Below are 26873 nucleotides of genomic sequence, written 5' to 3' on the forward strand. Positions count from 1 at the left end.
CCCCCAATTTTTATACCTGCATTCAGGCTTTTTCCAGCGTACACAGCAACGGATGCTCGTTCTCCCTTGCATACTTGTTCACCATCGCCACTTTGGTTTCCGCCACCTCGGCGGTGAACACGCCGCAGATGGCTTTGCCTTGATAGTGAACCGCAAGCATCAATTGCGTTGCACGTTCTACATCATAAGAAAAGAATTTTTGTAACACGTCAATAACAAACTCCATCGGAGTGTAATCATCATTGACTAATATCACTTTATACATAGATGGCGGTTTTAGCGCGTCGCGCACGCTATCTTCCACCAGCTGGTCAAAATCCAGCCAATCGTTCGTCTTACCCATCGTCAGTCGTCATTATCGGTTACGGTTGTCGGCAGGAAAATCTGCCGCTGACCAGAGTCTATGCACACAATCAATCTACCTCAATTGATAGATAACTAACATCTATCAGTACCATCCGCGACATCTGTCACATTCCCGGCAATAGCGTTAACTGCTTCAAATTTTTGATTCATTTTTACCCGATCCCCCCTGCCTGATGCTTGACGCCTCGCCTGATTTCTCTAAATTGTAATGTCGAGAGTTGGTGAGGTTTTGAACAGCCCCCACTCCGTCACCGGTTCATTCCATCTTACTTATATAAGATTTACGAAGGATGTCGAAGCATGGAAACGGGTACTGTAAAGTGGTTCAATAATGCCAAAGGGTTTGGTTTCATCTGCCCTGAAGGCGGCGGCGAGGATATTTTCGCCCATTATTCCACCATTCAAATGGATGGTTACAGAACGCTTAAAGCCGGACAGTCTGTCCGGTTTGATGTACACCAGGGGCCAAAAGGCAATCACGCCAGCGTCATCGTGCCCATCGAAGCAGAGGCCGTTGCATAGCTCCTCTGTCTCATTGTGTACATCCAGGAGGCAAAATGCCAGCCCGATCGGCTGGCATTTTTATTTAACGCCAGTTCCTGATAGCGACACTGTTACATCTTATCAGGCCGACAAATGACGTCAGCAAGATTACTCCCTTGCCAGCGCATCCACCGGGTCCAGTCGCGCCGCGTTTCTCGCCGGTAGCCAACCAAACAGTATCCCAGTAAACGTCGAACATAAAAACGCGCTCGCCAGCGCAGTCAGTGAAAAACCGATCTCCCAGCCGGGCAGGAAAAGCTGTAGCATAAATGCGATGAACATCGACAAGCTAATCCCCAGCGCTCCCCCAACCAGGCAAACCAGCACCGCTTCAATAAGAAACTGCTGTAGCACATCGCTGGCGCGCGCGCCTACCGCCATACGGATGCCGATTTCACGCGTTCGCTCGGTGACGGAAACCAGCATAATATTCATAACGCCGATGCCGCCGACAACCAGCGAAATGACGGCCACCAGCGTCAGAAATAACTGAAGAGTATAGGTGGTTTTTTCAGCCGTTTTCAGGACGCTGTCCATATTCCAGGTAAAGAAGTCTTTTTTACCGTGGCGTAAGGTGAGCAGGCGGGTAAGCTGCTGTTCAGCCTGATCGCTATCAACGCCATCTTTCACACGAACGGTGATCGAGTTAAGCCATGACTGACCCATTATGCGATCTGACATCGTGCTATAGGGCAACCAAACTTGCAACAGATTGCTATTGCCGTACATGGACGGTTTCTCTTCCGCCACGCCAATAACAATAACCGGCATATTACCCACCAGCACCACTTCCCCTACGACATTCGCTTTATTTGGAAATAGCTGGCGTCGCGTGTTGGCATCCAGCACCACCACCTGCGCGCGATCCTGTTGCTGTACAGCATTGAAGGTGTTCCCCTCCCTAAAAGACATGCCGTAAACGTTAAAATAATCGCCACTGACGCCATTAGCATTTACGGCAATATCAATATTGCCATAGCGAAGACGTAGGCTCTTTGAAACACTGGGCGTCGCAGAGTTAACCCACGGCTGTTTCTGAATAGCCACCAAATCGTCATATTTCAGCGCCTGTCGATACTGCGGGTTGTCGTCGCCAAAATCTTTGCCTGGATGAATATCAATCGTGTTAGTGCCCATAGCGCGGATATCCGCCAGTACCATCTGTTTTGCGGCGTCGCCGACCACCACAATCGACACCACCGACGCAATACCGATAATAATTCCCAGCATGGTCAGTAAAGTACGCATTTTGTTAGCGGCCATCGCTAACCACGCCATCGACAGCGCTTCGCGAAAGCTGCTGGCAAATTGCCGCCAGCCGGGAGCCGTATTAACTACGGCAACGTCAACGCCCTGTTCGCGTTTCTTTTCCTGCGCGGGCGGATTATGGACAATCTTGCCATCGTGAATTTCAATAATCCGCTCCGCCTGGGCGGCAATCAGCGGATCGTGCGTCACAATGATCACCGTATGTCCGCGATCGCGCAGTTGGCGCAAAATCGCCATCACCTCTTCGCCGGAATGGCTATCCAGCGCGCCGGTCGGCTCATCCGCCAGAATCACCTGTCCGCCGTTCATCAGCGCGCGGGCAATGCTGACACGCTGCTGCTGTCCGCCAGAAAGCTGTGAAGGTGGGTAATCGACGCGATCGCTTAATCCCAGCCGCAAAAGCAACTCTCTGGCGCGCGCCTGGCGTTTTTTGCGTTCAATGCCGGCGTAGACGGCGGGGATTTCAACATTTTGCGCTGCCGTTAAATGCGACAACAGATGGTATCGCTGAAAGATAAAGCCAAAATGCTCACGCCGCAGCTGCGCCAGCGCGTCCGGGTCCAGCGTAGAGACGTCCCGCCCCGCCACCCGATAAGTGCCGCTGGTCGGTTTATCCAGGCACCCGAGGATATTCATCAGCGTTGATTTTCCAGAACCGGAAACGCCGACGATCGCCACCATCTCCCCGGCGTGGATTTGCAGGGAGATATCTTTCAACACCGCCACCTGCTCTTCTCCGGAGGGGTAGCTGCGACTCACATTGCGCAGTTCAAGCAATGCCGTCATGGCGTCGCTCCTGGCCTGCTCTCGCCGATGATCACCTCATCGCCCGCTTCCAGACCTTTAACCACTTCCACGTCTGTATCGTTACGCTCGCCAATGACCACTTCGCGCTCACGTTTTTCGCCGTTACGCAACAGCGCCACTTTATAACGATTGCCGCCCACCGGTTCGCCAAGCGCGGCGAGAGGAATAATCAGCACATTTTTGACATCCATGAGTTGAATATAAACCTGTGCGGTCATATCAAGACGCAAGATTCTTTTGGGATTCGGCACTTCAAACCGGGCGTAATAAAAAATAGCGTCGTTGACCTTTTCCGGCGTCGGCAGAATATCTTTTAAAACGCCTTCATAGCGCGTTTGCGGATCGCCTGCAATGGTGAACCATGCTTTCTGCCCCGCCCGAAGATGGATCACGTCCGCTTCCGAGACCTGCGCTTTTACCAGCATGGTGCTCATATCCGCCAGCGTCAGAATATTGGGCGCCTGCTGAGCTGCAATCACCGTTTGTCCTTGCAGGGTAGTGATTTGCGTCACTTCCCCCGCCATGGGGGCAACAATACGGGTATATTCCAGGTTGGTTTTCGCGGTGTCCAACGAGGCCCGATTACGTTTGATCTGGGCATCTATGGTGCCAATACGCGCCTGTTTAACCGCCATCTCCGTCGCCGCGGTATCCAGATCCTGTTGCGATACCGCCTGAGTCTTAGCTAACTGCTGCTGGCGCGCCAGCGTAACCCGCGCCAGCTTTAACTCAGCGGCTGCCTGCTGACGCTCCGCGTTCAGCTCCATCAGGGTGGCCTCGACCTCTTTTATCTGGTTCTCCGCCTGATCTGGGTCAATCACGCCGAGTAGCTGATCTTTTTTAACGTTATCTCCAATGGAGACCAGCAGCGTTTTCAACTGGCCGCTCACCTGCGCGCCGACATCCACTTTACGCAACGCGTCCAGTTTTCCAGTCGCCAGTACACTCTGTTCAAGATCGCCTGGCCGCACGATTAATGTCTGATAAGTTGGCAGCGGCGCATTTATCATTCGCCAGCTAACCATCCCCCCCACTAAAAGAATTAAAATAATGACCAGATAACGCTTTTTAAATTTCTTTCCCTTAGCACGCATAGAAACCCTGACGGCAAAATTTTAACCAGAAAGTAAACCGTATCTAAACAAACCTGACACAATAAAGATAGCGTCGGCTGTATTGACGATTGGTTAATGTTTCCTGTGGTTCAATCTCGACAATCTTATGTCGCGGATTACGATCATGACACAGCTTACAGATAATACCTGGTACACTTCAGATCACATCTCTCCTTTACAATTATTTATTCGTCTGACGCGCGGGCAATTACAGCCAGGAAAATTCTGGCGTAAAGCCAGCTTTCGTCGCAAGTTTTTAATCCGCTCATTAGTCATGCCGCGTGCGACCAGCCAATTACTGACCAATCTCACCCAATGGCCGGAGTTAAATACGTTACTTGCTCGTCAGCCGCGTTTGCCTATTCGGCTACATCGTCCTTATATGGCTGTAAATATTAAACGCGATTTCGCCTTAGATGCGCTGTGTTTTCATTATCAACAGATGCGCCAACTTTTATCGCGGGAACAACAGGTTAGCTATTTAAGTCAGTATGGCCTGAATCTTGCTAAATTTGAAACTAAAACCGGCGAGTTGTTTCAACTTGATTTAGTCAGTCTGGTCTCACTGGATAAAGAAGGTGAAAGCACTATTGTTGTTCGCGACGCACAGTTACGTATTCTGGCAGAGATCACATTTACCCTGTGTCGCTTTAACCAACAACGCACACTATTTATCGGCGGATTACAGGGCGCGGCAAACGACGTTCCTCACGAAATTATCCAGCAGGCGACCAAAGCCTGCCATGGTCTTTTTCCCAAACGCATCGTGATGGAGGCTCTCTGTCAGTTTGCGCAAGTCTTTCAGGCGGAGCAGATTATAGCCGTGAGTAACGATGCGCACGTTTACCGTAGCTGGCGATACATGGATAAAAAGACGCAAATGCATGCCGACTATGACGCGTTTTGGGAATCGTTAGGCGGTGAAAGAATTAAAGGAAATTACTATGCGCTACCGCTGGCGATCGCCCGAAAAAGCGAAGCGGAGATCGCCAGTAAAAAACGGGCCGAGTATCGCCGCCGCTATGCTTTACTCGATAGCGTTGTCGAACAGGTTCCGGCCACATTCAAACGCTAATCCGCCCGGCCCCGCGCCAGCCAAACCACGCGCGAGAACATCTTTCTGAACAGCGGCGGCACGGCGTCAATTCCCCGCCGCCCGGCTTCCATCGCGACTTCAATCGCCAAATCCGGCTTTGACGAGCGGTGGATAGCTTTAGTGATAATTTTCCGGGTATTCATCGGTACATTAGGCGGAAGCTGCGCAACCCGGTGAAAAACATCGGCAAAGCCCTGACGATACATAAAATGTTCCATATCCAGCGCAGGCAGCGCCGTGAGATGTTCGCGTTCTTCTTCCCGATCGTTATTAAGCAGGCTGCGGACCGTCGCGGCATATTTTTTCCCCGCTTCGTCGCCATCCACCAGGACATGCCACTCGATTCCCATACGGCGGGCGAACTTCACCAGCGGTTTCAGACCGGACTGAGCAAACTCAATGACTTTAATGCCCTCCGCATCAAAATGATGTCCACACTGACGCGCCAGCTCATTAATAACCCAGGTTTCCGTCTCGCCTTCCACCAGTAGCCAGCAACGCGCAAACAGCGACGACGCGCGATTAAAGCGGATATGAAAGGCGATGCGCCGTCCATCTTCCGCGCTTAACCCGCCCGGGCCCAAACGCCAGGCGGCGACGCGGGAAGATTCGCGCACCAGCCGTACGACATGCTCCACCGGCGTTAGCGAGAGCAATTCGCCTGAGTTAGTCGTCGCTATCCGCTGTAGCGGTAACAGATTGAGCAATTGCCAGGCGACTGAAAGCATAATGGGATGTAAACGGGTTTCCGGATCTTCCACCAGAAGTAATGGTCGCGCGTCTTTATGTAACCGCAGCGTCCCTTTCGCCTGTAACAGCGTGGAGAAAAGCCCCAGCAGGATCACCCGATGCGACCGGCTGCCCGGTTTGTCGATCATCCGATTAATAATATCCAGATAGCGCCAGCTACGCTGCTCATTTTGCGAACGCCGGCGCATGAGTCGGTGACGCGCCTGTCCTGCGCCCTGCTCTGAGAAATAGTGTTCAAGCAGTTGCACCATCGCGGACAGTCCCTGACGAATCTGCCCGTCGGTTAAATTTTGCGGCCGGGTCGCCAGCTCACGCGCCAGAAAATCCAGCTGTCGGGCCGTGACTTCAACATCCGGCACATTGGGCACCGTACCGTTGCGAATACGTCGCATAAAGCGCGCATCGCGCAAACGTAGCACTGGCATCAGACGAACCAGGTGGCGCACCTGATCGTTAATATTTTCCACCGGCAATGGCTGCCCATCGCTATTAAGAAAACTGCGTAGCGTCATCACGCTGCCATCAGCGCCGCACTCTCCCTCTAGCCGATAAAAAATACGGTGAAAATCATCCTCGCAAGGCGACCAGCATGCTTCCAGCGCTCGATAACGACGTACCCGATGCCGCCCTGGCTGCGTTTCGCGAAAAGTCAGAATAATATGCAGGTGATGCTCGCGTCCTTTTATGTCGCCAGGCGGAAACCAGAAATCCTCACGGACAAAATGGTAGAGATCGAGTTCCGGCGACAATAACAGAGTCAGCGCATCCAGCAGGCTGGATTTGCCCCAGGCGTTTTCCCCAATCAGCACGTTGTTTTGTTCCAGCATCAACGACAGTCGGTTGATACCGCGAAATCCCACTATTTCAACGCGTTCGAGAATCATGCTTCCTCCAGAAAAGCGTCACCACTCCATTAAACTCACCGCAGTATAACGGCAAATGCTTCCGCCTGGCGTGATATTCCCTCCTTTGCCTGAGGCAACTGTATGATAAATGTACGGCTGACGGTGTCGCTTTACTGATAGTCTGGAATTCGGTAGTGTCATGTACGCTATTCAAACAATAAAAAAGGGCCCGGCTGTTCATGTTTTCAGGACTTTTAATCATTCTGGTTCCACTGATTGTGGGCTATCTCATTCCACTGCGACATAAAGCCGCATTACAACTTATTAACCGGCTACTGAGCTGGATCGTGTATCTTATTCTCTTTTTTATGGGAATAAGCCTGGCGTTTTTGGATAACCTCGCCAGTAATCTGGTGGCGATTTTTCATTATTCCGCCGTCAGTATTACGATTATTTTATTGTGTAATATCGCTGCCTTACTGTGGCTGGAACGTATCCTCCCGTGGCGTCACCATCATCAGCAGGAAAAACTGCCTTCGCGTATTGCCATGGCGCTGGAGTCGCTGCAACTGTGCGGCGTAGTGGTATTGGGGTTTGTTATCGGCCTGAGCGGACTCTCTGTTTTACAGCACGCCACCGAAGCCAGTGAATATACGCTGATCTTTTTATTGTTCCTGGTGGGGATTCAGCTACGAAATAGCGGCATGACCTTAAAGCAAATTGTGCTTAACCGCCGGGGAATGATGGTCGCGGTCGTTGTCGTGGCAAGCTCATTACTGGGCGGCGTGATTAATGCGTTTATCCTGGACTTACCGCTAAAAACCGCCCTGGCGATGGCGTCAGGTTTCGGCTGGTACTCTCTTTCCGGTATTTTGCTGACGGAGTCGTTTGGACCGGTTATCGGCAGCGCGGCATTTTTTAACGATCTGGCCCGCGAACTCTTAGCCATTATGCTTATTCCCGGTCTGATTCGCCGCAGCCGTTCAACGGCGTTGGGCCTGTGCGGAGCGACCTCAATGGACTTTACGTTGCCGGTATTACAGCGCTCCGGCGGCGTAGAGATTGTTCCGGCGGCTATCGTACATGGCTTTATCCTCAGCCTGCTGGTCCCCCTCTTAATGGCGTTCTTCTCGGCCTGATACCTCTTTGGCGGTAGGCATCTGCCGCCAAAATTGCGCTAAATCAATCTCCTTGCACATTATGGCAGAAATCCCTTTTATCCCTTTGTTCACAGGCATAACCTTAAACATGTATATTAAATATAACTTTAAAAGGTGTGACCATGTTTTGTGTGCAATGTGAACAAACCATCCGTACACCAGCCGGAAACGGCTGCTCCTACGCGCAGGGAATGTGCGGTAAAACAGCTGAAACGTCCGATCTGCAGGATCTGCTGATTGCGGCTTTGCAAGGTTTGTCTGCCTGGGCGGTGAAGGCCCGTGAATATGGCATCATTAATCACGACGTTGATAACTTTGCGCCGCGCGCGTTTTTCTCCACGCTGACCAATGTTAACTTCGACTCTCCGCGTATCGTCGGCTACGCCCGTGAAGCGATTGCCTTGCGTGAAGCGTTGAAAGCGCAGTGCCTGAGCGTGGATGCCAATGCGCATTGCGACAATCCGATGGCCGATCTGCAACTGGTTAGCGACGATCTGGGCGAACTGCAACGTCAGGCGGCGGAATTTACCCCGAATAAAGACAAAGCCGCCATTGGCGAGAACATCCTCGGCCTGCGTCTGCTGTGCCTGTACGGTCTGAAAGGCGCGGCGGCGTATATGGAGCACGCGCACGTTCTCGGTCAATACGATAACGACATTTACGCCCAGTACCACAAAATCATGGCCTGGCTCGGCACCTGGCCTGCTGATATGAACGCGCTGCTGGAGTGCGCAATGGAAATCGGCCAGATGAACTTTAAAGTGATGAGCATTCTGGATGCCGGTGAAACCACCAAATACGGCCACCCAACGCCGACTCAGGTCAACGTCAAAGCGACTGAAGGCAAGTGCATTCTGATCTCCGGTCACGATCTGAAAGATCTCTACAACCTGCTGGAGCAGACCGAAGGCACCGGTGTTAACGTCTACACTCACGGTGAAATGCTGCCCGCACATGGCTATCCGGAACTGCGTAAATTCAAGCATCTGGTCGGTAATTACGGCAGCGGCTGGCAGAATCAGCAGGTCGAGTTCGCCCGCTTCCCTGGCCCAATCGTGATGACTTCTAACTGCATTATCGACCCGACCGTGGGCAGCTATGACGACCGTATCTGGACCCGTAGCATCGTCGGCTGGCCGGGCGTTAGCCATCTTGAAGGCGATGACTTCGGGCCAGTCATTGCCCAGGCGCAGCAAATGGCGGGCTTCCCGTATAGCGAAATTCCGCATCTCATCACCGTCGGTTTTGGCCGTCAGACCCTGCTCGGCGCTGCCGATACGCTCATCGATCTGGTCAGCCGTGAAAAACTGCGCCACATCTTCCTGGTCGGCGGCTGTGACGGCGCGCGCGGCGAGCGTAACTACTTTACCGATTTCGCCACCAGCGTACCGGATGACTGCCTGATTCTGACTCTGGCGTGCGGTAAATACCGTTTCAACAAACTGGAGTTCGGCGACATCGAAGGGCTGCCGCGTCTGGTCGATGCCGGTCAGTGTAACGATGCTTACTCCGCGATTATCCTGGCGGTGACGCTGGCGGAAAAACTGGGCTGCGGCGTCAACGATCTGCCGCTATCGCTGGTGCTCTCCTGGTTTGAGCAGAAAGCGATCGTGATTCTGCTGACGCTGCTGTCATTAGGCGTAAAAAATATTGTCACCGGGCCGACCGCGCCGGGCTTCTTCACGCCGGATCTGCTGGCTATCCTCAACGAGAAGTTCGGTCTGCGTTCCGTGACCACCGTTGAAGAAGACATGAAGCAATTGCTGAGCGCGTAAGGAGGTCAATGATGACGATGCCAACCTCACAATGTCCCTGGCGAATGCAGGTGCATCACATCCGTCAGGAGACGCCGGATGTATGGACAATTGCGCTATTATGCCATGACTACTACCCTTACCGCGCCGGGCAGTATGCGCTGGTGAGCGTGCGTAATTCAGCGGAAACGCTGCGCGCCTACACCCTTTCGTCTACGCCGGGCGTCAGTGAATATATCACGCTGACCGTTCGTCGGATTGAAGATGGCACGGGTTCACAGTGGTTGACCCATGACATCAAGCGCGGCGATTACATCTGGCTGTCTGATGCAATGGGCGATTTTACCTGTGACGATAAAACAGAAGATAAGTTTCTGCTGCTCGCCGCCGGTTGTGGCGTAACGCCAATCATGTCGATGCGTCGCTGGCTGGCGAAATACCGCCCGCAGGCCGATGTGCAGGTCATCTTTAACGTCCGTTCGCCGGATGATGTGATTTTTGCCGACGAGTGGCAACAGTATCCGGTCACGCTAGTGGCGGAAAATCATGCCACGGAAGGTTTTGTCGCGGGCCGTCTGACCACGGAATTGTTACAGCGCGTACCGGATTTGGCATCGCGCACCATCATGACCTGCGGCCCGGCGCCCTATATGGATTTCGTCGAACAGGGCGTGAAAGCGCTTGGCGTAACGCGCTTCTTTAAAGAGAAGTTCTTCACGCCGGTGGCGGAAACGGCAACCAGCGGCCTGAAATTCACCAAACTACAGCCAGCGCAGGAATTTTATGCCCCGATCGGTACAACGCTGTTGGAGGCGCTGGAGAGTAATAAAGTACCGGTTGCCGCTGCCTGTCGGGCAGGTGTTTGCGGCTGCTGTAAAACCAAAGTCGTTTCCGGCGACTATACGGTGAGCAGCACCATGACGCTGAGCGAGGCGGAGATTGCCAAAGGTTACGTACTGGCCTGCTCCTGCCATCCTCAGGGCGATCTTGTTCTCGCATAATCGGTAAACGTTCCATCGTAGGCCCGGTAAGCGTTAGCGCTACCGGGCGATTTACCACTCGCTTCATCCTTTCGCCCCTCTCTTCGCCAAAGAAAAACGTCATCGTCATCTTCAACTAAACTTGTAACCGTTATCACATTTAAGGAGATGGAGAACCATGAAACAAACCGTTGCTGCTTTCATCGCCAAAACGCTGGAACAGGCTGGCGTAAAACGAATCTGGGGCGTCACTGGCGATTCCCTGAACGGCCTGAGCGATAGTCTTAATCGTATGGGAACCATTGAATGGATGCCAACCCGCCACGAAGAGGTCGCCGCTTTCGCCGCCGGCGCACAAGCGCAGCTTACCGGCGAGCTGGCAGTGTGCGCCGGTTCATGTGGACCGGGCAACCTGCACCTGATCAATGGCCTGTTTGATTGCCACCGTAACCACGTCCCTGTTCTGGCGATCGCCGCCCATATTCCGTCCAGTGAAATCGGTAGCGGTTATTTCCAGGAGACCCACCCGCAGGAGTTGTTCCGTGAATGCAGCCACTATTGCGAGTTGGTTTCCAGCCCGGAGCAGATCCCGCAGGTACTCGCCATCGCCATGCGCAAAGCGGTGCTAAACCGCGGCGTCTCTGTGGTCGTACTTCCGGGTGACGTGGCGCTGAAACCTGCGCCTGAAAACGCCGTCACTCATTGGTACCATGCCCCGCACCCCGTCGTCACGCCGGCGGAGGAAGAGCTAAAAAAACTGGCGCAACTGCTGCGCTACTCCAGCAATATCGCATTGATGTGCGGTAGCGGCTGCGCGGGCGCGCATGAGGAGTTGGTCGCGTTGGCGGCAAAACTAAAAGCGCCAATCGTTCATGCCCTGCGCGGCAAAGAGCACGTTGAGTACGATAACCCTTATGATGTGGGAATGACCGGCCTGATTGGCTTCTCTTCTGGCTTCCACACCATGATGAACGCCGATACGCTGATCCTGCTCGGCACCCAGTTCCCCTACCGCGCCTTTTATCCGAGCGATGCCAAAATCATTCAGATTGACATCAACCCGGGCAGTATTGGCGCGCACAGCAAAGTCGACATGGCGCTGGTGGGCGATATTAAAGCCACGCTTCGCGCCCTGCTGCCGCTGGTGGAAGAAAAAAACAATCGTAAATTCCTCGATAAAGCTCTGGAGCACTATCGGGACGCCCGTAAGGGACTTGATGACTTAGCCAAACTCAGCGACAAAGCCATCCATCCGCAATATCTGGCGCAACAAATTAGCCATTTCGCCGCTGACGACGCTATTTTTACCTGCGATGTCGGCACGCCGACCGTCTGGGCGGCCCGCTATCTAAAAATGAACGGCAAGCGCCGCCTGCTGGGCTCGTTTAACCACGGGTCAATGGCCAACGCCATGCCGCAGGCGCTCGGCGCTCAGGCCACCGCGCCTGATCGTCAGGTTATCGCGATGTGCGGTGATGGCGGCTTCAGTATGCTGATGGGCGATTTTCTCTCGGTGGTACAGATGAAGCTGCCGATAAAAATCGTCGTCTTTAATAACAGCGTGCTGGGCTTTGTGGCGATGGAAATGAAAGCCGGCGGCTACCTTACCGACGGTACCGAACTGCACGACACCAATTTCGCGCGTATCGCCGAAGCCTGCGGCATTACCGGTATTCGTGTGGAAAAAGCCGCAGACGTGGACGGAGCGCTACAGCGCGCGTTTTCCATTGACGGCCCGGTACTGGTTGACGTGGTCGTGGCAAAAGAAGAGCTGGCGATCCCGCCGCAGATCAAACTGGAACAAGCGAAAGGCTTTAGCCTGTACATGCTACGCGCCATTATTAGCGGCCGCGGCGATGAAGTGATCGAACTGGCGAAAACGAACTGGCTAAGGTAAAACAGTGCACATCACCTTTTAAAATCCAGGGATGTGCCATGATTGATTTACGCAGTGATACCGTTACCCGACCGGGCCGCGCCATGCTCGAGGCGATGATGACCGCCCCGGTCGGGGACGACGTATACGGCGATGACCCTACCGTTAACGCCCTTCAGCGCTACGCCGCCGACCTTTCCGGTAAAGAAGCGGCGCTTTTTTTACCCACCGGCACCCAGGCCAATCTGGTCGCGCTGCTTAGCCATTGTGAACGCGGCGAAGAGTATATCGTTGGTCAGGGTGCGCATAATTATCTCTATGAAGCTGGCGGCGCTGCGGTGCTCGGTAGCATTCAGCCGCAGCCTATCGACGCCGCCGCGGACGGTACGCTGCCGCTGGAGAACGTGGCGGCGAAGATTAAAGCGGATGACATCCACTTCGCGCGCACGCGCTTGCTCAGTCTGGAAAATACGCATAACGGGAAAGTGCTGCCGCGCGCGTATCTGAAAGACGCCTGGACATTTACCAGCGAACGTGGACTGGCGCTGCACGTTGACGGCGCCCGAATTTTTAACGCGGTGGTTGCCTACGGCTGTGAGTTAAAAGAGATTACGCAGTATTGCGACTCTTTTACCATCTGCCTGTCAAAAGGTCTCGGAACGCCGGTCGGTTCGCTGCTGGTAGGTAACCGCGACTACATTAAACGCGCGACGCGCTGGCGTAAAATGGTCGGCGGCGGAATGCGTCAGGCCGGGATTCTGGCAGCGGCCGGACTGTATGCGCTGAAGCATAACGTGGCGCGTCTGCAAGAGGACCATGATAACGCCGCCTGGCTGGCGCAGCAGCTTCGGGAAGCGGGCGCGGAGGTCATGCGCCACGAAACGAATATGCTGTTTGTTCGCGTTGGCGAAGCACAGGCCGCCGCGCTTGGCGACTATTTACGGGAACGGAATATCCTGATTAACGCCGCGCCGATTGTGCGTCTGGTGACGCATCTGGATGTCTCTCGCGAACAGCTTGCCGACGTCGTCGCCCACTGGCGCGCCTTTTTAGCCCGCTAAGGAGAGCAACGTGGCGCAACGCATTCTGGTTCTCGGCGCCAGCGGCTATATTGGCCAGCACCTGGTCTTTGCGCTAAGTCAGCAAGGGCATCAGGTGCGGGCGGCGGCGCGGCGCGTCGAACGTCTGGAAAAACAGCGCCTCGCCAACGTCAGTTGTCATAAGGTCGATCTGCACTGGCCGGAAAATTTACCCGCACTGCTTCGCGACATTGATACCGTTTACTATCTGGTACACGGCATGGGCGAAGGCGGCGATTTTATCGCCCATGAGCGTCAGGCGGCGCTCAACGTGCGCGACGCGCTGCGCCAGACGCCGGTTAAGCAACTTATTTTCCTCAGTTCATTGCAGGCGCCGGCGCATGAGCAATCCGATCACCTGCGCGCCCGCCAGCTTACGGCTGACACGCTGCGCGACGCAGGCGTGCCGGTGACGGAATTACGCGCCGGGATCATCGTCGGCGCAGGCTCCGCCGCCTTCGAAGTCATGCGTGACATGGTTTACAACCTGCCAATACTCACGCCGCCGCGCTGGGTGCGTTCGCGCACCACGCCCATCGCTCTGGAAAATTTACTCTACTACCTGGTCGGCTTGCTGGACCACCCTGCGCGCGAGCATCGTATTCTGGAAGCCGCCGGGCCGCAGGTATTAAGCTATCAGCAGCAGTTTGAACGTTTTATGGCCGTCAGCGGTAAACGGCGTCCGCTAATCCCGGTTCCTTTTCCGACCCGCTGGATTTCGGTCTGGTTTTTAAACGTCATTACCTCCGTGCCGCCGACTACCGCAAAAGCCTTAATCCAGGGGTTAAGGCACGATTTGCTGGCCGATGACGCCGCGTTAAAAAAGTTGATCCCCCAAACGCTTATCACCTTTGATGACGCCGTTCGCCGCACGCTGAAAGAAGAAGAAAAACTGGTGAACTCCAGCGACTGGGGCTACGACGCGCTGGCCTTCGCCCGCTGGCGTCCCGAATACGGCTATTTTCCAAAGCAGGCGGGCTTTACCGCGCAGACCCCGGCCAGCCTATCGGCGCTATGGCAGGTCGTAAATCGGCTGGGTGGCAAAGAGGGCTATTTTTTCGGCAATATTTTGTGGCAGACGCGCGCCGCGATGGACCGTCTGGTGGGGCATAAACTGGCGAAAGGCCGCCCGTCGCATACCTTGCTCAAGCCTGGCGATACGGTAGATAGCTGGAAAGTGATCATTGTCGAGCCAGAAAAACAGCTCACGCTCTTGTTTGGTATGAAAGCGCCGGGTCTGGGGCGGCTTAGCTTCACGCTGCACGATAAAGGTCGCTACCGCGAAATTGACGTGCGCGCCTGGTGGCATCCACACGGAATGCCGGGCCTGATTTACTGGCTACTGATGATCCCGGCGCACCTGTTTATTTTCCGGGGAATGGCAAGGCGTATTGCCCGACTTGCAGAACAAATCACAGAAAAATGAGAAAAAGTTGCTGTATTCTTTCGTGTTTCCCATTGCATACCGACGTAATTCACGGAAGAATGCGCACGACGGTTTATTAAACACAGTGGATTGATATGAAGGTACTGGTTACCGGCGCCACCAGCGGCTTAGGTCGAAACGCGGTTGAATTTTTGCGCAATAAAGGCATCAGCGTCAGAGCGACGGGTCGCAATGAAGCGATGGGCAAGCTGCTTGAAAAAATGGGCGCGGAATTCGTCCATGCGGATTTAACCGAACTGGTCTCCTCGCAGGCTAAAGTGATGCTCGCCGGGATCGACACGTTGTGGCACTGCTCCAGCTTTACCTCGCCCTGGGGAACCCAACAAGCTTTCGATCTGGCGAATGTTCGCGCCACCCGCCGTCTGGGAGAATGGGCGGTCGCCTGGGGCGTGCGCAATTTTATTCATATCTCCTCTCCCTCGCTCTATTTTGATTACCACCATCACCGTGATATCAAAGAGGATTTCCGTCCGCATCGGTTTGCCAATGAGTTCGCCCGCAGTAAAGCCGCCGGTGAAGAGGTGATTAATCTGCTGGCGCAGGCTAATCCGCAAACACGTTTTACGGTGTTGCGTCCGCAAAGCCTGTTTGGCCCGCACGATAAAGTATTTATCCCACGTCTGGCGCATATGATGCACCATTACGGTAGCGTCTTATTACCGCACGGGGGCAGCGCGCTGGTCGATATGACCTACTATGAAAATGCGATCCACGCCATGTGGCTGGCCAGCCAGCCGGGCTGCGATCATCTGCCTTCTGGCCGCGCTTATAACATCACTAACGGCGAAAACCGCACCTTACGCAGCATCGTACAAAAGTTAATTGATGAACTGACTATCGACTGCCGCATTCGCTCTGTGCCTTACCCGATGCTGGATATGATCGCCCGCAGTATGGAGCGCTTCGGCAAAAAATCCGCCAAAGAGCCCCCGCTAACGCATTACGGCGTGTCAAAACTGAATTTTGATTTTACGCTCGATACGACTCGCGCGCAGGAAGAGCTGGGCTACCAGCCCATCGTCACGCTGGACGAAGGCATTGAGCGCACCGCCGCCTGGCTGCGCGATCACGGAAATTTACCGCGTTAATCCTGGCCGTACTTCTCCAGTAATGCTTCGGCAATCGCCTGCGTTTCGGCATCTGCGATACCGTTCCATTGCGCCGGACGGAAGTGCATCTGGAACGCCATAATCACCCGCTGCTGCTCGCGCGCCGTCATATCGGCTTTGACTTCATAGCCATAGCGCGAGAGTAACGCAAGCACCGTTGCGGTATCGACTGGCGTATACGGCGCGCGTCCAGCCAGATAAAACGCCACACGCTGGGCGTCAGGCCAGGCGCCAATCCCCTGCGCCGCCAGCTCGCGCCACGGGAAGCGCGGGCCGGGATCGTCTTTACGCTGCGGCGCGATATCCGCATGGGCCACCACATTCTGCGGTTTGATGTTATAGCGCGCGATAATATCCTTCGCTAACGGAATCAATGCCTGAATTTGCGCGGATTCAAACGGCGCGAAAGATTTCACCCCGCCGGACATTCGCCAGCCGCGATTTTCCAGCTCAATGCCAATAGACGTATCATTGAGACGCGTGGCGCCTCGCCAGAAACTGACGCCCGCATGCCAGGCCTGATCCTGTTCCGGCACCAGTTGCCAGATGCGCGGTTTACCGCCATATAATGGCGGGGTTGCGGGAATCAGGTAATGCGAACTGACGTTGCGACCCGTTAACGTCGCCAGCGAAACGTCAAAATTTTCCGCCGTATAGTGAATCACCAGGACTTTAATGCGCGGATAGGCCGCCTGCGCGCGATGTCGGGTATCAAGCTGATATCCCTCTTTATCGATAATTCCTTTTTCGCTCGCGCAGCCTGTTAACAGCAACGCGAGACCCACCAGCCACAGTAGCGCTCTCATCGGCGCGTTTTCACCGCCGTTCCGCTGACGCTGACCATCAGCATACTGCCATCCTTGCCGACAGTTTCGTAATCAATATCGATGCCTACCACCGCATCGGCGCCCAACGCTTTAGCCTGCTCGCCAAGTTCCTGGAAAGCGATTTCACGCGCTTTACGCAGCTCTTTCTCATACGCGCCGGAACGTCCGCCGACGATATCCCGAATGCCGGCGAAAAAATCGCGGAAAATATTGGCGCCTAAAATGGCTTCGCCCGTTACCACACCGCAATACTCCACGATGCTTTGTCCTTCCAGCGTTGGGGTTGTTGAAAACTGCATAGTGAATCTCCCAGGTTAGCTAAGCACACGATCTCAAACGCATTATCAAGCTGATACGCTATCATTGAAAGGATATAATTGATTATCGTAGATCGGTTTTTGCTCGATCGCCTATAAGGAAATCATCATGCGCTATTCTAAACTCTCTTTGCTCATCCCGTGCGCGCTTCTGCTTAGCGCCTGTACGACCGTCACTCCCGCCTACAAAGATAATGGCCCGCGTATCGGCGCGTGTGTGGAAGGCGGCCCGGACAGCGTGGCTCAACAATTTTACGACTACCGTATTCAACACCACAGCAATGATATCGCCGCGCTTCGCCCCTACTTGAGTGATAACCTGGCGAAATTGTTGACCGACGCCAGCCGCGATACGGAGCACCGCCAGTTGATGAGCGGCGATCTGTTCTCCAGCCGCGCTACGCTGCCGGATAGCGCCAACGTCGCCAGCGCATCAACCATTCCGAACCGAGATGCGCGCAACATTCCTCTGCGGGTGGCGTTAAAACAGGGCGATCAAAGCTGGCAGGATGAAGTGCTTATGATTCACGAAGGCTCATGCTGGGTGATTGACGACGTTCGCTATCTGGGCGGAGATGTCCATGCCCCTGCCGGTACGCTGCGCCAGTCGATAGAAAACCGTTAACAGACAGTATTCCCCGCTTTTGCACTCATAACCCCGTAAATTGTCTGGCATTCTGCCCGGGATGCCGACAATTCTTCTTACCTACTATTCCTCCTGCTATTTTGTGCTATGTTTAGGGAAGAATGTGGGATATATTTAACTTTTAACGCATAAATATTGCATAACTATTCTGCGAAAGGTACTATCTGCGGCTTCAATAGCTATCAGACTGCCTGTATACGAGTGTCAATGAGTATTCAATTAAACGGCATTAATTGCTTTTACGGCGCGCATCAGGCGCTGTTCGATATCACGCTGGATTGCCCCGAAGGCGAAACGCTGGTGTTGCTTGGCCCAAGCGGGGCGGGTAAAAGTTCGCTGCTGCGTGTACTCAATCTGCTTGAGATGCCGCGCTCCGGCACTCTGACTATCGCCGGGAACCATTTTGATTTTACGAAAACGCCGTCCGATAAGGCGATTCGTGAGCTACGTCAAAATGTCGGAATGGTCTTTCAGCAATATAATCTTTGGCCGCATCTCACCGTTGTGCAGAATCTGATTGAAGCGCCCTGCCGCGTACTGGGTCTGACAAAAGATCAGGCGCTGGCGCGCGCAGAAAAGCTGCTGGAGCGTTTACGTCTGAAGCCCTATAGCGATCGTTATCCGTTGCACCTTTCCGGCGGTCAGCAGCAGCGCGTCGCGATTGCCCGCGCGCTGATGATGGAGCCGCAGGTGCTGCTGTTTGATGAACCGACCGCCGCGCTGGACCCGGAAATTACCGCTCAAATCGTCAGCATTATTCATGAGCTGGCGGAAACGAACATTACTCAGGTGATCGTTACGCATGAAGTCGAAGTGGCGCGTAAGACCGCCAGTCGTGTGATTTATATGGAAAATGGTCACATCGTCGAGCACGGTGATGCGGGTTGCTTTGCCCACCCTCAGACCGAAGCGTTCAAAAACTATCTCTCTCACTAAGATTCGGGACAATGACAATGAAAAAAGTTCTGATTGCCGCGCTAATTGCAGGCTTTAGCCTTTCCGCTACAGCAGCCCAGACCATTCGTTTTGCGACCGAAGCGTCCTATCCGCCGTTCGAATCGATGGATGCTAATAACAAGATTGTCGGCTTTGACGTCGACCTGGCCAACGCGCTATGTAAAGAGATCGACGCCTCCTGTACCTTTACCAATCAGGCGTTCGACAGCCTGATCCCCAGCCTGAAATTCCGCCGCTTCGACGCTGTAATGGCGGGAATGGATATCACGCCGGAACGTGAAAAGCAGGTGCTGTTTACCACGCCATATTACGACAACTCCGCGCTGTTCGTGGGTCAGCAGGGCAAATACACCAGCGTCGATCAACTGAAAGGCAAGAAAGTCGGCGTACAGAACGGTACGACGCACCAGAAATTCATCATGGATAAGCATCCGGAAATCACCACCGTACCGTATGACAGCTATCAGAACGCGAAGCTGGATCTACAAAATGGCCGTATCGACGCTGTTTTCGGCGACACGGCGGTCGTGACCGAATGGCTGAAAGCCAATCCTAAGCTGGCACCGGTCGGCGATAAAGTCACCGATAAAGATTATTTCGGCACCGGCCTGGGTATCGCGGTACGTCAGGGCAACACCGAGCTGCAGCAGAAATTCAATACTGCGCTGGAAAAAGTGAAGAAAGATGGGACTTACGAGACCATCTATAACAAATGGTTCCAGAAGTAATCTTTGATGAACGAATTTTTTCCTTTAGCAAGCGCCGCCGGGATGACCGTCGGCCTTGCCGTCTGCGCGCTGATCATTGGCCTCGCGTTAGCCATGTTCTTTGCCGTCTGGGAGTCCGTAAAATGGCGCCCGATTGCCTGGATAGGCTCCGCGCTGGTCACTATTTTACGCGGCCTGCCGGAAATTCTGGTGGTGCTGTTTATCTATTTCGGCTCCTCGCAACTCCTGCTTACGCTGTCTGACGGGTTTACCCTCCATCTCGGCTTTACGCAGATCCCGGTGCAAATGGAGATTGAGAACTTTGACGTCAGTCCGTTCCTGTGCGGCGTGATTGCGTTGTCCCTGCTGTATGCGGCCTATGCGTCGCAGACGCTACGCGGCGCGCTGAAAGCCGTTCCGTCTGGTCAGTGGGAGTCGGGTCAGGCACTGGGATTATCAAAGACGGCGATTTTTTTCCGTCTGGTGATGCCGCAGATGTGGCGTCACGCCCTGCCAGGGCTGGGTAATCAGTGGCTGGTGTTGCTAAAAGATACGGCTCTGGTCAGCCTTATCAGCGTTAACGATCTGATGTTACAGACCAAAAGTATTGCCACACGCACCCAGGAACCGTTTAACTGGTACATTATTGCGGCGGCTATTTACCTGGTCATTACGCTGATCAGTCAGTACATTCTCAAACGCATAGACCTGCGCGCGACACGTTTTGAGCGGAGGCCAGACTAATGCTTGAGTACTTACCTGAACTGCTAAAAGGGCTACACACCAGCCTGACGCTGACCGTGGCTTCTATTGCCGTCGCTTTGGTGCTGGCGTTAGTTTTTACCATTATCCTGACGCTAAAAACGCCGTTCGTGGTGTGGCTGGTGCGCGGCTATATCACGTTGTTTACCGGTACGCCGTTGTTGGTGCAAATTTTCCTGATCTACTACGGACCCGGTCAATTCCCGACACTGCAAGAGTATCCGCTACTCTGGCATCTACTGTCTGAACCGTGGCTGTGCGCACTGATCGCGTTGTCGCTAAACAGCGCCGCTTATACCACGCAGCTATTTTATGGCGCGATTCGCGCGATTCCGGAAGGTCAGTGGCAGTCCTGCGGCGCGCTGGGGATGAGTAAGAAAGATACGCTGGCGATTTTGTTGCCCTATGCGTTTAAACGCGCCCTCTCCTCCTATTCTAATGAGGTAGTACTGGTCTTCAAAAGTACCTCTCTGGCCTATACCATCACCTTGATGGAGGTCATGGGGTACAGTCAGTTGCTCTATGGTCGTACCTACGATGTGATGGTATTTGGTGCGGCAGGCGTAATTTATCTGGTCGTCAACGGTCTATTGACGCTGATGATGCGTTTGATTGAGCGTAAAGCCCTGGCGTTTGAGCGGCGCAATTAACCAGGCAGGATAAGGCATTCTCGCCGCCGTTCGACAATGGTCAGATGGCGCTGCGCTTATCAAGCCTACGATGCATAATATTGAATAAACCCGACGGACAAGTGGTTAACTTGTCCGTCTTTTTTTATCCATTTTAAAATATTTAATCATTTTTATTGCATACAAATTCAATTAATGGCATTGTAAATCTATGCCGCAGACACGGCGCATAATCATAAGATTACGGGAGTGACATCATGAAAAAGTTAGTTCTGGCCGCATTACTCGCCTCTTTCGCCACTGGCAGCATCGCCGCTGAAAAAATCAATTTCGGGGTTTCCGCCACCTATCCCCCGTTTGAATCCCTGGATGCGAGTAATAAAATTGTGGGCTTCGATATCGATCTGGCAACCGCATTATGCAAGCAAATGCAGGCAGAATGTACTTTTACCAATCATGCTTTCGATAGTCTTATCCCGGCGCTGAAATTCAGAAAATATGATGCCGTCATTTCCGGAATGGACATTACCCCGGAGCGCAGTAAGCAGGTCGCCTTTAGCAATCCCTATTATGCGAACTCCGCGCTGGTGATTGCCAAAAAAGACACCTATAAAACCTTTACCGATCTAAAAGGTAAGCGTATCGGTATGGAAAATGGCACCACGCATCAAAAATATCTCCAGGATAAACATCCGGAGGTCAAAACCGTGGCCTACGACAGCTACCAGAATGCGATTATCGACCTGAAAAATGGCCGTATTGACGGCGTCTTTGGCGATACCGCAGTGGTCAATGAGTGGCTGAAAACGAATCCGCAACTGGGTCCGGCAACAGAGAAAGTGACCGATCCGCAATACTTCGGTACCGGACTTGGCATCGCGGTGCGCCCGGACAATAAGGCGTTGCTGGAAAAACTGAATGATGCGCTGGCCGCCATTAAAGCGGACGGCACTTATCAGAAAATCAGCGATCAGTGGTTCCCGCAGTAAGACGTATGTGATTAGCCCACCGTGTTGCGAAATGGCAGTATAAATACCTTATTCAGACCACGAAATCATCCTGGCCTGATAAGCGCAACGCCATTGAGCATTCTACAGTTTGTCATCAGTCTCAAACGCCTGCATCAACAGGCGATTCGGACTAATACTTGCCGGGTGACGCTGACGCGTACCCGGCTTATAACATTGTTACGTTTTTAGATAACATCCAGACCCAGACGGCGATACTGCTCCGCCGGAGCATCATTTTCTTTCATCAAACGGATAAGTAAGTTGATCATCCTTGCTTCGATGGCCTCATCATGAATAGAATGTTGCTGTTGCGGATCGTCTCTGAGATCAAACAAGAGATGACCAAAGCTATTCACACCTTTATATTTTTCCCTGGCCGGAATACGTAATACCTGAAGCCCTTTAGTGAATTTAAACGGAGGTGCCAGAGATAATTTTCCCAGTTCATCCACGTCATAACGCGCATTCATCTTGATCGGCATTAACGTGTAGTTCGCAATGTCATGCTCACGCCCCGGCTGCGCGGCCCGCATATAAACATAGCGTCCGTCGGTAACATTAACATGTCCGCTAAACACGCCAAACAGCGCGCCTTCCCTGACGGGTTCATCACTGGCAATGACTTTCGCCAGCGGTTGGCCCTGCATATCTGCGGGAATAGGTTGCTGAAAATAATCCAGTAGCGTTGGCGCCCAGTCAATCATCTGCACCAGCGACTGCCGCCGCGCTCCGCATACCGCGCTGCGCGGGTCCCAGATAAACAGCGGGTTATTAGCCACCTCGTTATAATAGGGCATTTGATTTTTAGCCCACCAACCGTGCTCCCCCAGCAAGAAGCCGTGATCGGTACCGACAATCAGCATCGTATCGCGCCAGAGATCGTGTTCATCCATCAGATCAAGGATACGTCCAAGATTGCGGTCGCACATGGAAACCAGGGCCCGATAACGACAGCGAATATGCGCTATCGCCTCCTCGCTTTCACTGACTTTGCCGCGCGGCCAGTCATAATGCGGGCCTTGCCACTCATCGTCATAGAGCGATAAATATTCCTCGGTGGTATAAAACGGCTCATGCGGATCGAACGTCTCAACCTGCAATAACCAGTTATCTTCGGCATGATTTTTATGGATAAAATCGCACCCGGCGTCAAAAACTTTCGTCTGGGGAAAATCGGCTTCCTGCTGGATGTATTCGCGGTTCGCCCAGTCGTGACGCCATAGCCCGGAAACGCCGCCTCCGGTTTGTTTTTGTGGAACGCGCAATACTTCCGGAATGGGCGGCTCGCCAACGCTCGCCTTCCAGTGATCGCCCTCCTGACCGCGTACTACGTCCCAGGAGCTATAGCGGTTATGGTAGTTACCGCCGCCGTCTTCCCAGTAATGCAAATGATCGCTGATAAGATGGGTGTAGATCCCCGCTTTTTTCAATAATTCCGGCATGGAATCATCAAAGGGTTCCAGCGGCCCCCACTCACGATGCAGGAAATTATAGCGCCCGGTGTGCAGTTCCCGACGGGCTGGCATACAGGGCATACTGCCGACATAACTATTGTCAAAGGTGGCGGCATGTGCCGCCAGGCGTTGAAAGTTAGGCGCTTTCGTTAGCAAATCGCCATAGGGCGGCAAATAGTTTTTATTCAGACTGTCAAACAGCAGAATAATCGCTTTCATGACTCACCCTCATTTGTTGAGCAGGTGCGGAAAATTTTTCTCTACCACATCGTAAATCTGTTTACCTATTGATTCGCCATCCATGATATTTTCAATGGGAATGAGATATTGTCCGTGTTTAGGATCGAGGCTAACAACATCAAGCAATTTTTTCGAAATCGCATAAATATCTGCCCAGTCGGTAAATCCACCGACCTCTCCCGCTGCCGTATGCTCCATATCAAAAGAGAAGTCATATTTTGCTAACGCTTTTTTAACCACAGTCTGTAACATTACGCTACTGCCTACACCATAACCGCATACGAATAAAATATTTACAGAATCTTTCATAATAAAATCCTTTATATAAACCGAATCAATTAAATGGAATAAGGACCAAGATGGAACGTTGAAGCAATAAATTTCAGTAATTCACAAATCGCAGGCCACAGAGTCGCCCAGTCAAATATTCCCGTCCAGCCCACGCCTTCTTTTGCCAGCCCGGTTAAAGGAATGGCCCATACCGTACCGAAAGTCTGAATAATCCCTAACAGGAAAGTACAAATAATAACGGAACGATATCCCCCCATTCGGTTGGCTAATACGCCGATGGGACCGCCGGAAAAGAAGAGCGGAACAAAACCAGGCAATACCATAATAGGGCTATGGATGAGCAGCAGAATGCCCATGGAAAAAATCGTGCCGAAGGTACAAAAGACGAATCCCAGCGTGGCCGCGTTCGGCGAAAAAGGTAATAAAGCAGCAACATCCACAGCCGGTATAGCGTTAGGAATAAAGCGATCCTGCCATCCTTTAAACGAACCGTTAATTTCGCCTACCATCATCCGCACGCCCTGCAGCAAGATGACCATATACATAGAGAATTGCAGGCCCAGATTGATGATATAGATATACCAGGGTTTGCCTTTCGCCATTAACTGTACGTTATCGATTCCTGTCGCCAATAAAAAACCGCCAACGAAGAGCGTCATCACAATGGCGATTGCCGTCACGTTGTGGTTAAAAATGGCTAACCAACCGGGAAGTTTCAGGTTTTCGGCGTCATGCTTTTCCGGATCGCCGAATTTATGCGCGAATTTCGAGAAAAACCACAGTCCCAACATCTGGTTATGCGCGATGGTAAAACCGGCGTTATTGGTCACTTTGGCGATGGGTTTAACAATAAGCGTGGTTGAAAACGCCCAAAAGACCCCGGTCAATACCCCGGCAATCACAATGGATTGTACCCAACCGAACCCCAGCCAGAAGACAATTAACCACAGTACCGCCTGTGAATGTGAGACCCCGGTATTACCAGTAAGAAATATACCTTTTGCGCCAGTATAACGACCAAATAAAACTAATATCAGGTTAGTAAAAAACGCCAGTACAAAAACGTATCCTACATAGCCGAAATTATCGCCCAGCGCTATTTGCGTCGCGGCTTTCATGGCGTATGAATCCATTAAGTATCCATGCACGCCATAAGCCTTGCTGACTGCCTCTGCAACCGGTTTAAAAGTGGCTGAAAATTGAAAGCCGCCAAATAACACCATCATCAAACCGACCATCGCGCTGATCATACCGGTGATAATTTTTATAGGCGTCTTTTTATCCAGCGCATAGCCAACACCGACTAATATCCCAATTAATATTGCCGGTTCAGTTAAAAACGTTTGAATAACATCTATAAATTTGGCAAACATCGTCTGAACGCCCTCCATAAGCGTGCCTATTCGTTGTCATGATTGACCCCTTTACTGACGTTGCGTATTGCTTCGCTGATGCTATTGAAATTTACCCGATAAACCACCTTGTCTAATTTTGCCTTACACGCACTGTAATAATCAAAATTAGTCATTAAAAGATTTAAAGTGATTATTTGTGATTTGATTTGCAAAAATAGGGTAATATATAACCATGATCGATCGGAGTTTTTTATCGATCGATCATGGTTATTATTATTTATGGATAATTAGACAGTTAATATAGATATTTTGTATGTCTGGCTTTTGGCGCTACAGCCTGCAAAGCAATGTTAACACTTCATAATGCGCGGTATGCGGGAACATATCGAAAAGCTGAACACGTTGAATACGGTAGTTCGGCAGATGGCGAATATCCTGCGCCATCGTCTGCGCGTTACAGCTTGAATAAATAATAAAACGCGGCGCCATTTGTGCAAGGTAATCGCACAACGGCTTGCCAATGCCACGGCGGGGAGGATTCACCAACACCAGGTCGGGCGTTTCGCCTTGTGCGGTGGCGAATTGGGTGGAATCCAACGCCTGGAAATGAAGGCGGGTCAATCCCAGCTCGGCAGCGGATTGCTTCGCGCAGGCAATCGCCTCCGGCGCGATCTCAATACCGGTTAATTGCATCTGCGGCGTCGCGCAGTGCAGGCCGAATCCGCCCACTCCGCAAAAAAGATCCCACATATGGCGTACCGGCAGTTGCCCTACCCAATCGCGCGCCGTTGCATATAATCGGCTGGCGACCGTAGGGTTGGTCTGAAAGAAACTTTGCGGACGAATCCACAGCGGCACATCGTTAAAACGTTCCGCCAGCGCCTGCTGATCCGTCAGATAGATTTCCGTCTCCCCTTCCATAATCGCCATATGTACCGGCTGAATATTTGCGGTGATCACCCTGAGCTGCGGCAGTTGCGCACGCAGCCACGGTAACGCTGCGCGAAGTTGCGTAAGTTTGGTTTCTGAACGCAACACGAAGCGTAGCATCATGCCGCCATCGAACTGACTTTCCGTCAGCAACAGGTATTTCAGTTCGCCACGTTTTCGCGCCACGTTATAAGGCGTGAGTCCGGCACGGGCAATAAAAGGTTTTAGCGCGCTGAATACGGGGGCAAAGGAGGCGGGATACAGCGGGCAGCCGCAAAGATCGACTGGCGTACCGTCGCGATGCAGCATCCCGAAGAGCGGTTTTTCTACACTACCGCTCACGACCATTTTCGCTTTGTTGCGGAAATGCTGTTCCGGGCCGCCAATCGACGCGCACCACTGTTCAACAGGCAGCCCGGTCAGCAAACGATGTAAATCGGCTGTTTTTGCGGAAAGTTGTTCATTAACCGACTGCGTAATCCATTGACAGGAACGGCAGCGACCCGCGTCATAGAGTGCGCACTGCATACCAAAAAACCTTCATATTATCCG

At 52.7% G+C, this 26873-nt stretch carries 26 protein-coding genes; 15 read left to right on the top strand and 11 right to left on the bottom strand.

The window, feature by feature from the left end:
* Positions 1-22 precede the first annotated feature (22 nt).
* Both clpS and OLG56_RS14120 read right to left on the bottom strand, forming a co-directional pair.
* Entirely contained in the window at positions 23-343 is a 321-nt protein-coding gene (gene clpS / locus OLG56_RS14115) for an ATP-dependent Clp protease adapter ClpS (protein ID WP_000520789.1), read from the bottom strand.
* A 95-nt stretch (positions 344-438) separates the two neighbouring features.
* On the bottom strand, positions 439-516 hold the full coding sequence (locus OLG56_RS14120) for a hypothetical protein (RefSeq protein WP_212742690.1): 78 nt from the start codon (positions 514-516) through the stop codon (positions 439-441).
* 150 nt (positions 517-666) lie between these two features.
* On the opposite strand from OLG56_RS14120, the gene cspD reads away from it, so the two are divergent.
* Complete coding sequence (cspD, locus tag OLG56_RS14125) at positions 667-888, top strand: cold shock-like protein CspD (protein ID WP_000447499.1); 222 nt, start codon at positions 667-669, stop codon at positions 886-888.
* A gap of 129 nt (positions 889-1017) precedes the next feature.
* Here cspD and macB read toward each other — a convergent pair whose 3' ends face one another.
* The gene (gene macB, locus OLG56_RS14130) at positions 1018-2964 is read right to left on the bottom strand and encodes a macrolide ABC transporter ATP-binding protein/permease MacB (RefSeq protein ID WP_023232933.1); all 1947 of its coding nucleotides are present in this window, start codon (positions 2962-2964) and stop codon (positions 1018-1020) included.
* Positions 2961-4079 (bottom strand): macrolide transporter subunit MacA, encoded by a 1119-nt coding sequence (gene macA / locus OLG56_RS14135; protein WP_061377670.1) that lies wholly within the window; start codon positions 4077-4079, stop codon positions 2961-2963. The genes macB and macA overlap by 4 nt, the downstream gene beginning before the upstream one ends.
* 145 nt (positions 4080-4224) lie before the next feature.
* Between macA and OLG56_RS14140 the strand changes: the two genes are divergently transcribed.
* Positions 4225-5175 carry a VirK/YbjX family protein gene (locus tag OLG56_RS14140; protein ID WP_001542594.1) on the top strand — a complete coding sequence of 317 codons (951 nt, stop codon included), beginning with the start codon at positions 4225-4227 and terminating at the stop codon, positions 5173-5175.
* On the opposite strand, the gene OLG56_RS14145 is transcribed toward OLG56_RS14140, so the two are convergent.
* Positions 5172-6830, bottom strand: coding sequence for an ATP-dependent endonuclease (locus tag OLG56_RS14145; RefSeq protein ID WP_000599770.1), 1659 nt, complete (start codon positions 6828-6830; stop codon positions 5172-5174). The two genes, OLG56_RS14140 and OLG56_RS14145, sit on opposite strands and share 4 nt — an antisense overlap.
* 200 nt (positions 6831-7030) lie before the next feature.
* Between OLG56_RS14145 and OLG56_RS14150 the strand changes: the two genes are divergently transcribed.
* The 7 genes from OLG56_RS14150 (at position 7031) to OLG56_RS14180 (ending at position 16175) form a co-directional block, all read left to right on the top strand.
* Positions 7031-7930, top strand: a complete 900-nt coding sequence (locus OLG56_RS14150) for a LysO family transporter (protein WP_001648559.1) — start codon at positions 7031-7033, stop codon at positions 7928-7930.
* A 143-nt stretch (positions 7931-8073) separates the two neighbouring features.
* Entirely contained in the window at positions 8074-9726 is a 1653-nt protein-coding gene (gene hcp / locus OLG56_RS14155) for a hydroxylamine reductase (protein WP_000458785.1), read from the top strand.
* A gap of 11 nt (positions 9727-9737) precedes the next feature.
* On the top strand, positions 9738-10706 hold the full coding sequence (gene hcr / locus OLG56_RS14160) for an NADH oxidoreductase (protein WP_207011597.1): 969 nt from the start codon (positions 9738-9740) through the stop codon (positions 10704-10706).
* Between the two features lie 157 nt (positions 10707-10863).
* Positions 10864-12582: a ubiquinone-dependent pyruvate dehydrogenase gene (gene poxB, locus OLG56_RS14165; protein WP_000815321.1), complete on the top strand. Its 1719-nt coding sequence runs from the start codon at positions 10864-10866 to the stop codon at positions 12580-12582.
* A gap of 38 nt (positions 12583-12620) precedes the next feature.
* The gene (ltaE, locus tag OLG56_RS14170) at positions 12621-13622 is read left to right on the top strand and encodes a low-specificity L-threonine aldolase (protein ID WP_061377669.1); all 1002 of its coding nucleotides are present in this window, start codon (positions 12621-12623) and stop codon (positions 13620-13622) included.
* A gap of 10 nt (positions 13623-13632) precedes the next feature.
* Positions 13633-15066 carry an SDR family oxidoreductase gene (locus OLG56_RS14175; RefSeq protein ID WP_000079007.1) on the top strand — a complete coding sequence of 478 codons (1434 nt, stop codon included), beginning with the start codon at positions 13633-13635 and terminating at the stop codon, positions 15064-15066.
* A gap of 95 nt (positions 15067-15161) precedes the next feature.
* The gene (locus OLG56_RS14180; RefSeq protein ID WP_000866907.1) at positions 15162-16175 is read left to right on the top strand and encodes a 3-beta-hydroxysteroid dehydrogenase; all 1014 of its coding nucleotides are present in this window, start codon (positions 15162-15164) and stop codon (positions 16173-16175) included.
* Here OLG56_RS14180 and OLG56_RS14185 read toward each other — a convergent pair.
* Complete coding sequence (locus OLG56_RS14185; RefSeq protein WP_023203679.1) at positions 16172-17002, bottom strand: N-acetylmuramoyl-L-alanine amidase; 831 nt, start codon at positions 17000-17002, stop codon at positions 16172-16174. The genes OLG56_RS14180 and OLG56_RS14185 overlap by 4 nt on opposite strands.
* Positions 16999-17322, bottom strand: a complete 324-nt coding sequence (locus OLG56_RS14190; RefSeq protein WP_001160725.1) for a heavy metal-binding domain-containing protein — start codon at positions 17320-17322, stop codon at positions 16999-17001. The genes OLG56_RS14185 and OLG56_RS14190 overlap by 4 nt, the downstream gene beginning before the upstream one ends.
* A 127-nt stretch (positions 17323-17449) precedes the next feature.
* Between OLG56_RS14190 and OLG56_RS14195 the strand changes: the two genes are divergently transcribed.
* The 6 genes from OLG56_RS14195 (at position 17450) to artJ (ending at position 22030) form a co-directional block, all read left to right on the top strand.
* Positions 17450-17965, top strand: a complete 516-nt coding sequence (locus OLG56_RS14195; RefSeq protein WP_001270724.1) for a lipoprotein — start codon at positions 17450-17452, stop codon at positions 17963-17965.
* A gap of 228 nt (positions 17966-18193) precedes the next feature.
* Positions 18194-18922: an arginine ABC transporter ATP-binding protein ArtP gene (gene artP, locus OLG56_RS14200; protein ID WP_000027186.1), complete on the top strand. Its 729-nt coding sequence runs from the start codon at positions 18194-18196 to the stop codon at positions 18920-18922.
* A gap of 17 nt (positions 18923-18939) precedes the next feature.
* Positions 18940-19671, top strand: a complete 732-nt coding sequence (gene artI, locus OLG56_RS14205; RefSeq protein WP_000756586.1) for an arginine ABC transporter substrate-binding protein ArtI — start codon at positions 18940-18942, stop codon at positions 19669-19671.
* A gap of 6 nt (positions 19672-19677) precedes the next feature.
* The gene (gene artQ / locus OLG56_RS14210) at positions 19678-20394 is read left to right on the top strand and encodes an arginine ABC transporter permease ArtQ (protein ID WP_001001677.1); all 717 of its coding nucleotides are present in this window, start codon (positions 19678-19680) and stop codon (positions 20392-20394) included.
* Positions 20394-21062 carry an arginine ABC transporter permease ArtM gene (artM, locus tag OLG56_RS14215; RefSeq protein ID WP_000895393.1) on the top strand — a complete coding sequence of 223 codons (669 nt, stop codon included), beginning with the start codon at positions 20394-20396 and terminating at the stop codon, positions 21060-21062. The genes artQ and artM overlap by 1 nt, the downstream gene beginning before the upstream one ends.
* 236 nt (positions 21063-21298) lie before the next feature.
* Positions 21299-22030: an arginine ABC transporter substrate-binding protein ArtJ gene (artJ, locus tag OLG56_RS14220; protein ID WP_000737537.1), complete on the top strand. Its 732-nt coding sequence runs from the start codon at positions 21299-21301 to the stop codon at positions 22028-22030.
* Positions 22031-22236: 206 nt separating this feature from the next.
* On the opposite strand, the gene OLG56_RS14225 is transcribed toward artJ, so the two are convergent.
* The 4 genes from OLG56_RS14225 to rlmC all read right to left on the bottom strand — a co-directional run bounded on the left by OLG56_RS14225 (position 22237) and on the right by rlmC (position 26849).
* The gene (locus tag OLG56_RS14225; protein ID WP_023197601.1) at positions 22237-23724 is read right to left on the bottom strand and encodes a sulfatase; all 1488 of its coding nucleotides are present in this window, start codon (positions 23722-23724) and stop codon (positions 22237-22239) included.
* Between the two features lie 9 nt (positions 23725-23733).
* Positions 23734-24054 (bottom strand): PTS sugar transporter subunit IIB, encoded by a 321-nt coding sequence (locus OLG56_RS14230; RefSeq protein WP_000655399.1) that lies wholly within the window; start codon positions 24052-24054, stop codon positions 23734-23736.
* A 29-nt stretch (positions 24055-24083) separates the two neighbouring features.
* Positions 24084-25427 (bottom strand): PTS sugar transporter subunit IIC, encoded by a 1344-nt coding sequence (locus tag OLG56_RS14235; protein WP_000399318.1) that lies wholly within the window; start codon positions 25425-25427, stop codon positions 24084-24086.
* A gap of 294 nt (positions 25428-25721) precedes the next feature.
* Positions 25722-26849: a 23S rRNA (uracil(747)-C(5))-methyltransferase RlmC gene (rlmC, locus tag OLG56_RS14240; protein ID WP_001633252.1), complete on the bottom strand. Its 1128-nt coding sequence runs from the start codon at positions 26847-26849 to the stop codon at positions 25722-25724.
* Positions 26850-26873 lie beyond the last annotated feature (24 nt).

The sequence above is a fragment of the Salmonella sp. 2018103 genome, assembly GCF_026247685.1.
Classification (GTDB): domain Bacteria; phylum Pseudomonadota; class Gammaproteobacteria; order Enterobacterales; family Enterobacteriaceae; genus Salmonella; species Salmonella enterica.

What these genes read in the sequence shown, in the direction of transcription:
- clpS (WP_000520789.1), bottom strand. Translation starts at nt 343, where the DNA reads ATGGGTAAGACGAACGATTGGCTGGATTTTGACCAGCTGGTGGAAGAT.
- OLG56_RS14120 (WP_212742690.1), bottom strand. Translation starts at nt 516, where the DNA reads ATGAATCAAAAATTTGAAGCAGTTAACGCTATTGCCGGGAATGTGACA.
- cspD (WP_000447499.1), top strand. Translation starts at nt 667, where the DNA reads ATGGAAACGGGTACTGTAAAGTGGTTCAATAATGCCAAAGGGTTTGGT.
- macB (WP_023232933.1), bottom strand. Translation starts at nt 2,964, where the DNA reads ATGACGGCATTGCTTGAACTGCGCAATGTGAGTCGCAGCTACCCCTCC.
- macA (WP_061377670.1), bottom strand. Translation starts at nt 4,079, where the DNA reads ATGCGTGCTAAGGGAAAGAAATTTAAAAAGCGTTATCTGGTCATTATT.
- OLG56_RS14140 (WP_001542594.1), top strand. Translation starts at nt 4,225, where the DNA reads ATGACACAGCTTACAGATAATACCTGGTACACTTCAGATCACATCTCT.
- OLG56_RS14145 (WP_000599770.1), bottom strand. Translation starts at nt 6,830, where the DNA reads ATGATTCTCGAACGCGTTGAAATAGTGGGATTTCGCGGTATCAACCGA.
- OLG56_RS14150 (WP_001648559.1), top strand. Translation starts at nt 7,031, where the DNA reads ATGTTTTCAGGACTTTTAATCATTCTGGTTCCACTGATTGTGGGCTAT.
- hcp (WP_000458785.1), top strand. Translation starts at nt 8,074, where the DNA reads ATGTTTTGTGTGCAATGTGAACAAACCATCCGTACACCAGCCGGAAAC.
- hcr (WP_207011597.1), top strand. Translation starts at nt 9,738, where the DNA reads ATGACGATGCCAACCTCACAATGTCCCTGGCGAATGCAGGTGCATCAC.
- poxB (WP_000815321.1), top strand. Translation starts at nt 10,864, where the DNA reads ATGAAACAAACCGTTGCTGCTTTCATCGCCAAAACGCTGGAACAGGCT.
- ltaE (WP_061377669.1), top strand. Translation starts at nt 12,621, where the DNA reads ATGATTGATTTACGCAGTGATACCGTTACCCGACCGGGCCGCGCCATG.
- OLG56_RS14180 (WP_000866907.1), top strand. Translation starts at nt 15,162, where the DNA reads ATGAAGGTACTGGTTACCGGCGCCACCAGCGGCTTAGGTCGAAACGCG.
- OLG56_RS14185 (WP_023203679.1), bottom strand. Translation starts at nt 17,002, where the DNA reads ATGAGAGCGCTACTGTGGCTGGTGGGTCTCGCGTTGCTGTTAACAGGC.
- OLG56_RS14190 (WP_001160725.1), bottom strand. Translation starts at nt 17,322, where the DNA reads ATGCAGTTTTCAACAACCCCAACGCTGGAAGGACAAAGCATCGTGGAG.
- OLG56_RS14195 (WP_001270724.1), top strand. Translation starts at nt 17,450, where the DNA reads ATGCGCTATTCTAAACTCTCTTTGCTCATCCCGTGCGCGCTTCTGCTT.
- artP (WP_000027186.1), top strand. Translation starts at nt 18,194, where the DNA reads ATGAGTATTCAATTAAACGGCATTAATTGCTTTTACGGCGCGCATCAG.
- artI (WP_000756586.1), top strand. Translation starts at nt 18,940, where the DNA reads ATGAAAAAAGTTCTGATTGCCGCGCTAATTGCAGGCTTTAGCCTTTCC.
- artQ (WP_001001677.1), top strand. Translation starts at nt 19,678, where the DNA reads ATGAACGAATTTTTTCCTTTAGCAAGCGCCGCCGGGATGACCGTCGGC.
- artM (WP_000895393.1), top strand. Translation starts at nt 20,394, where the DNA reads ATGCTTGAGTACTTACCTGAACTGCTAAAAGGGCTACACACCAGCCTG.
- artJ (WP_000737537.1), top strand. Translation starts at nt 21,299, where the DNA reads ATGAAAAAGTTAGTTCTGGCCGCATTACTCGCCTCTTTCGCCACTGGC.
- OLG56_RS14225 (WP_023197601.1), bottom strand. Translation starts at nt 23,724, where the DNA reads ATGAAAGCGATTATTCTGCTGTTTGACAGTCTGAATAAAAACTATTTG.
- OLG56_RS14230 (WP_000655399.1), bottom strand. Translation starts at nt 24,054, where the DNA reads ATGAAAGATTCTGTAAATATTTTATTCGTATGCGGTTATGGTGTAGGC.
- OLG56_RS14235 (WP_000399318.1), bottom strand. Translation starts at nt 25,427, where the DNA reads ATGGAGGGCGTTCAGACGATGTTTGCCAAATTTATAGATGTTATTCAA.
- rlmC (WP_001633252.1), bottom strand. Translation starts at nt 26,849, where the DNA reads ATGCAGTGCGCACTCTATGACGCGGGTCGCTGCCGTTCCTGTCAATGG.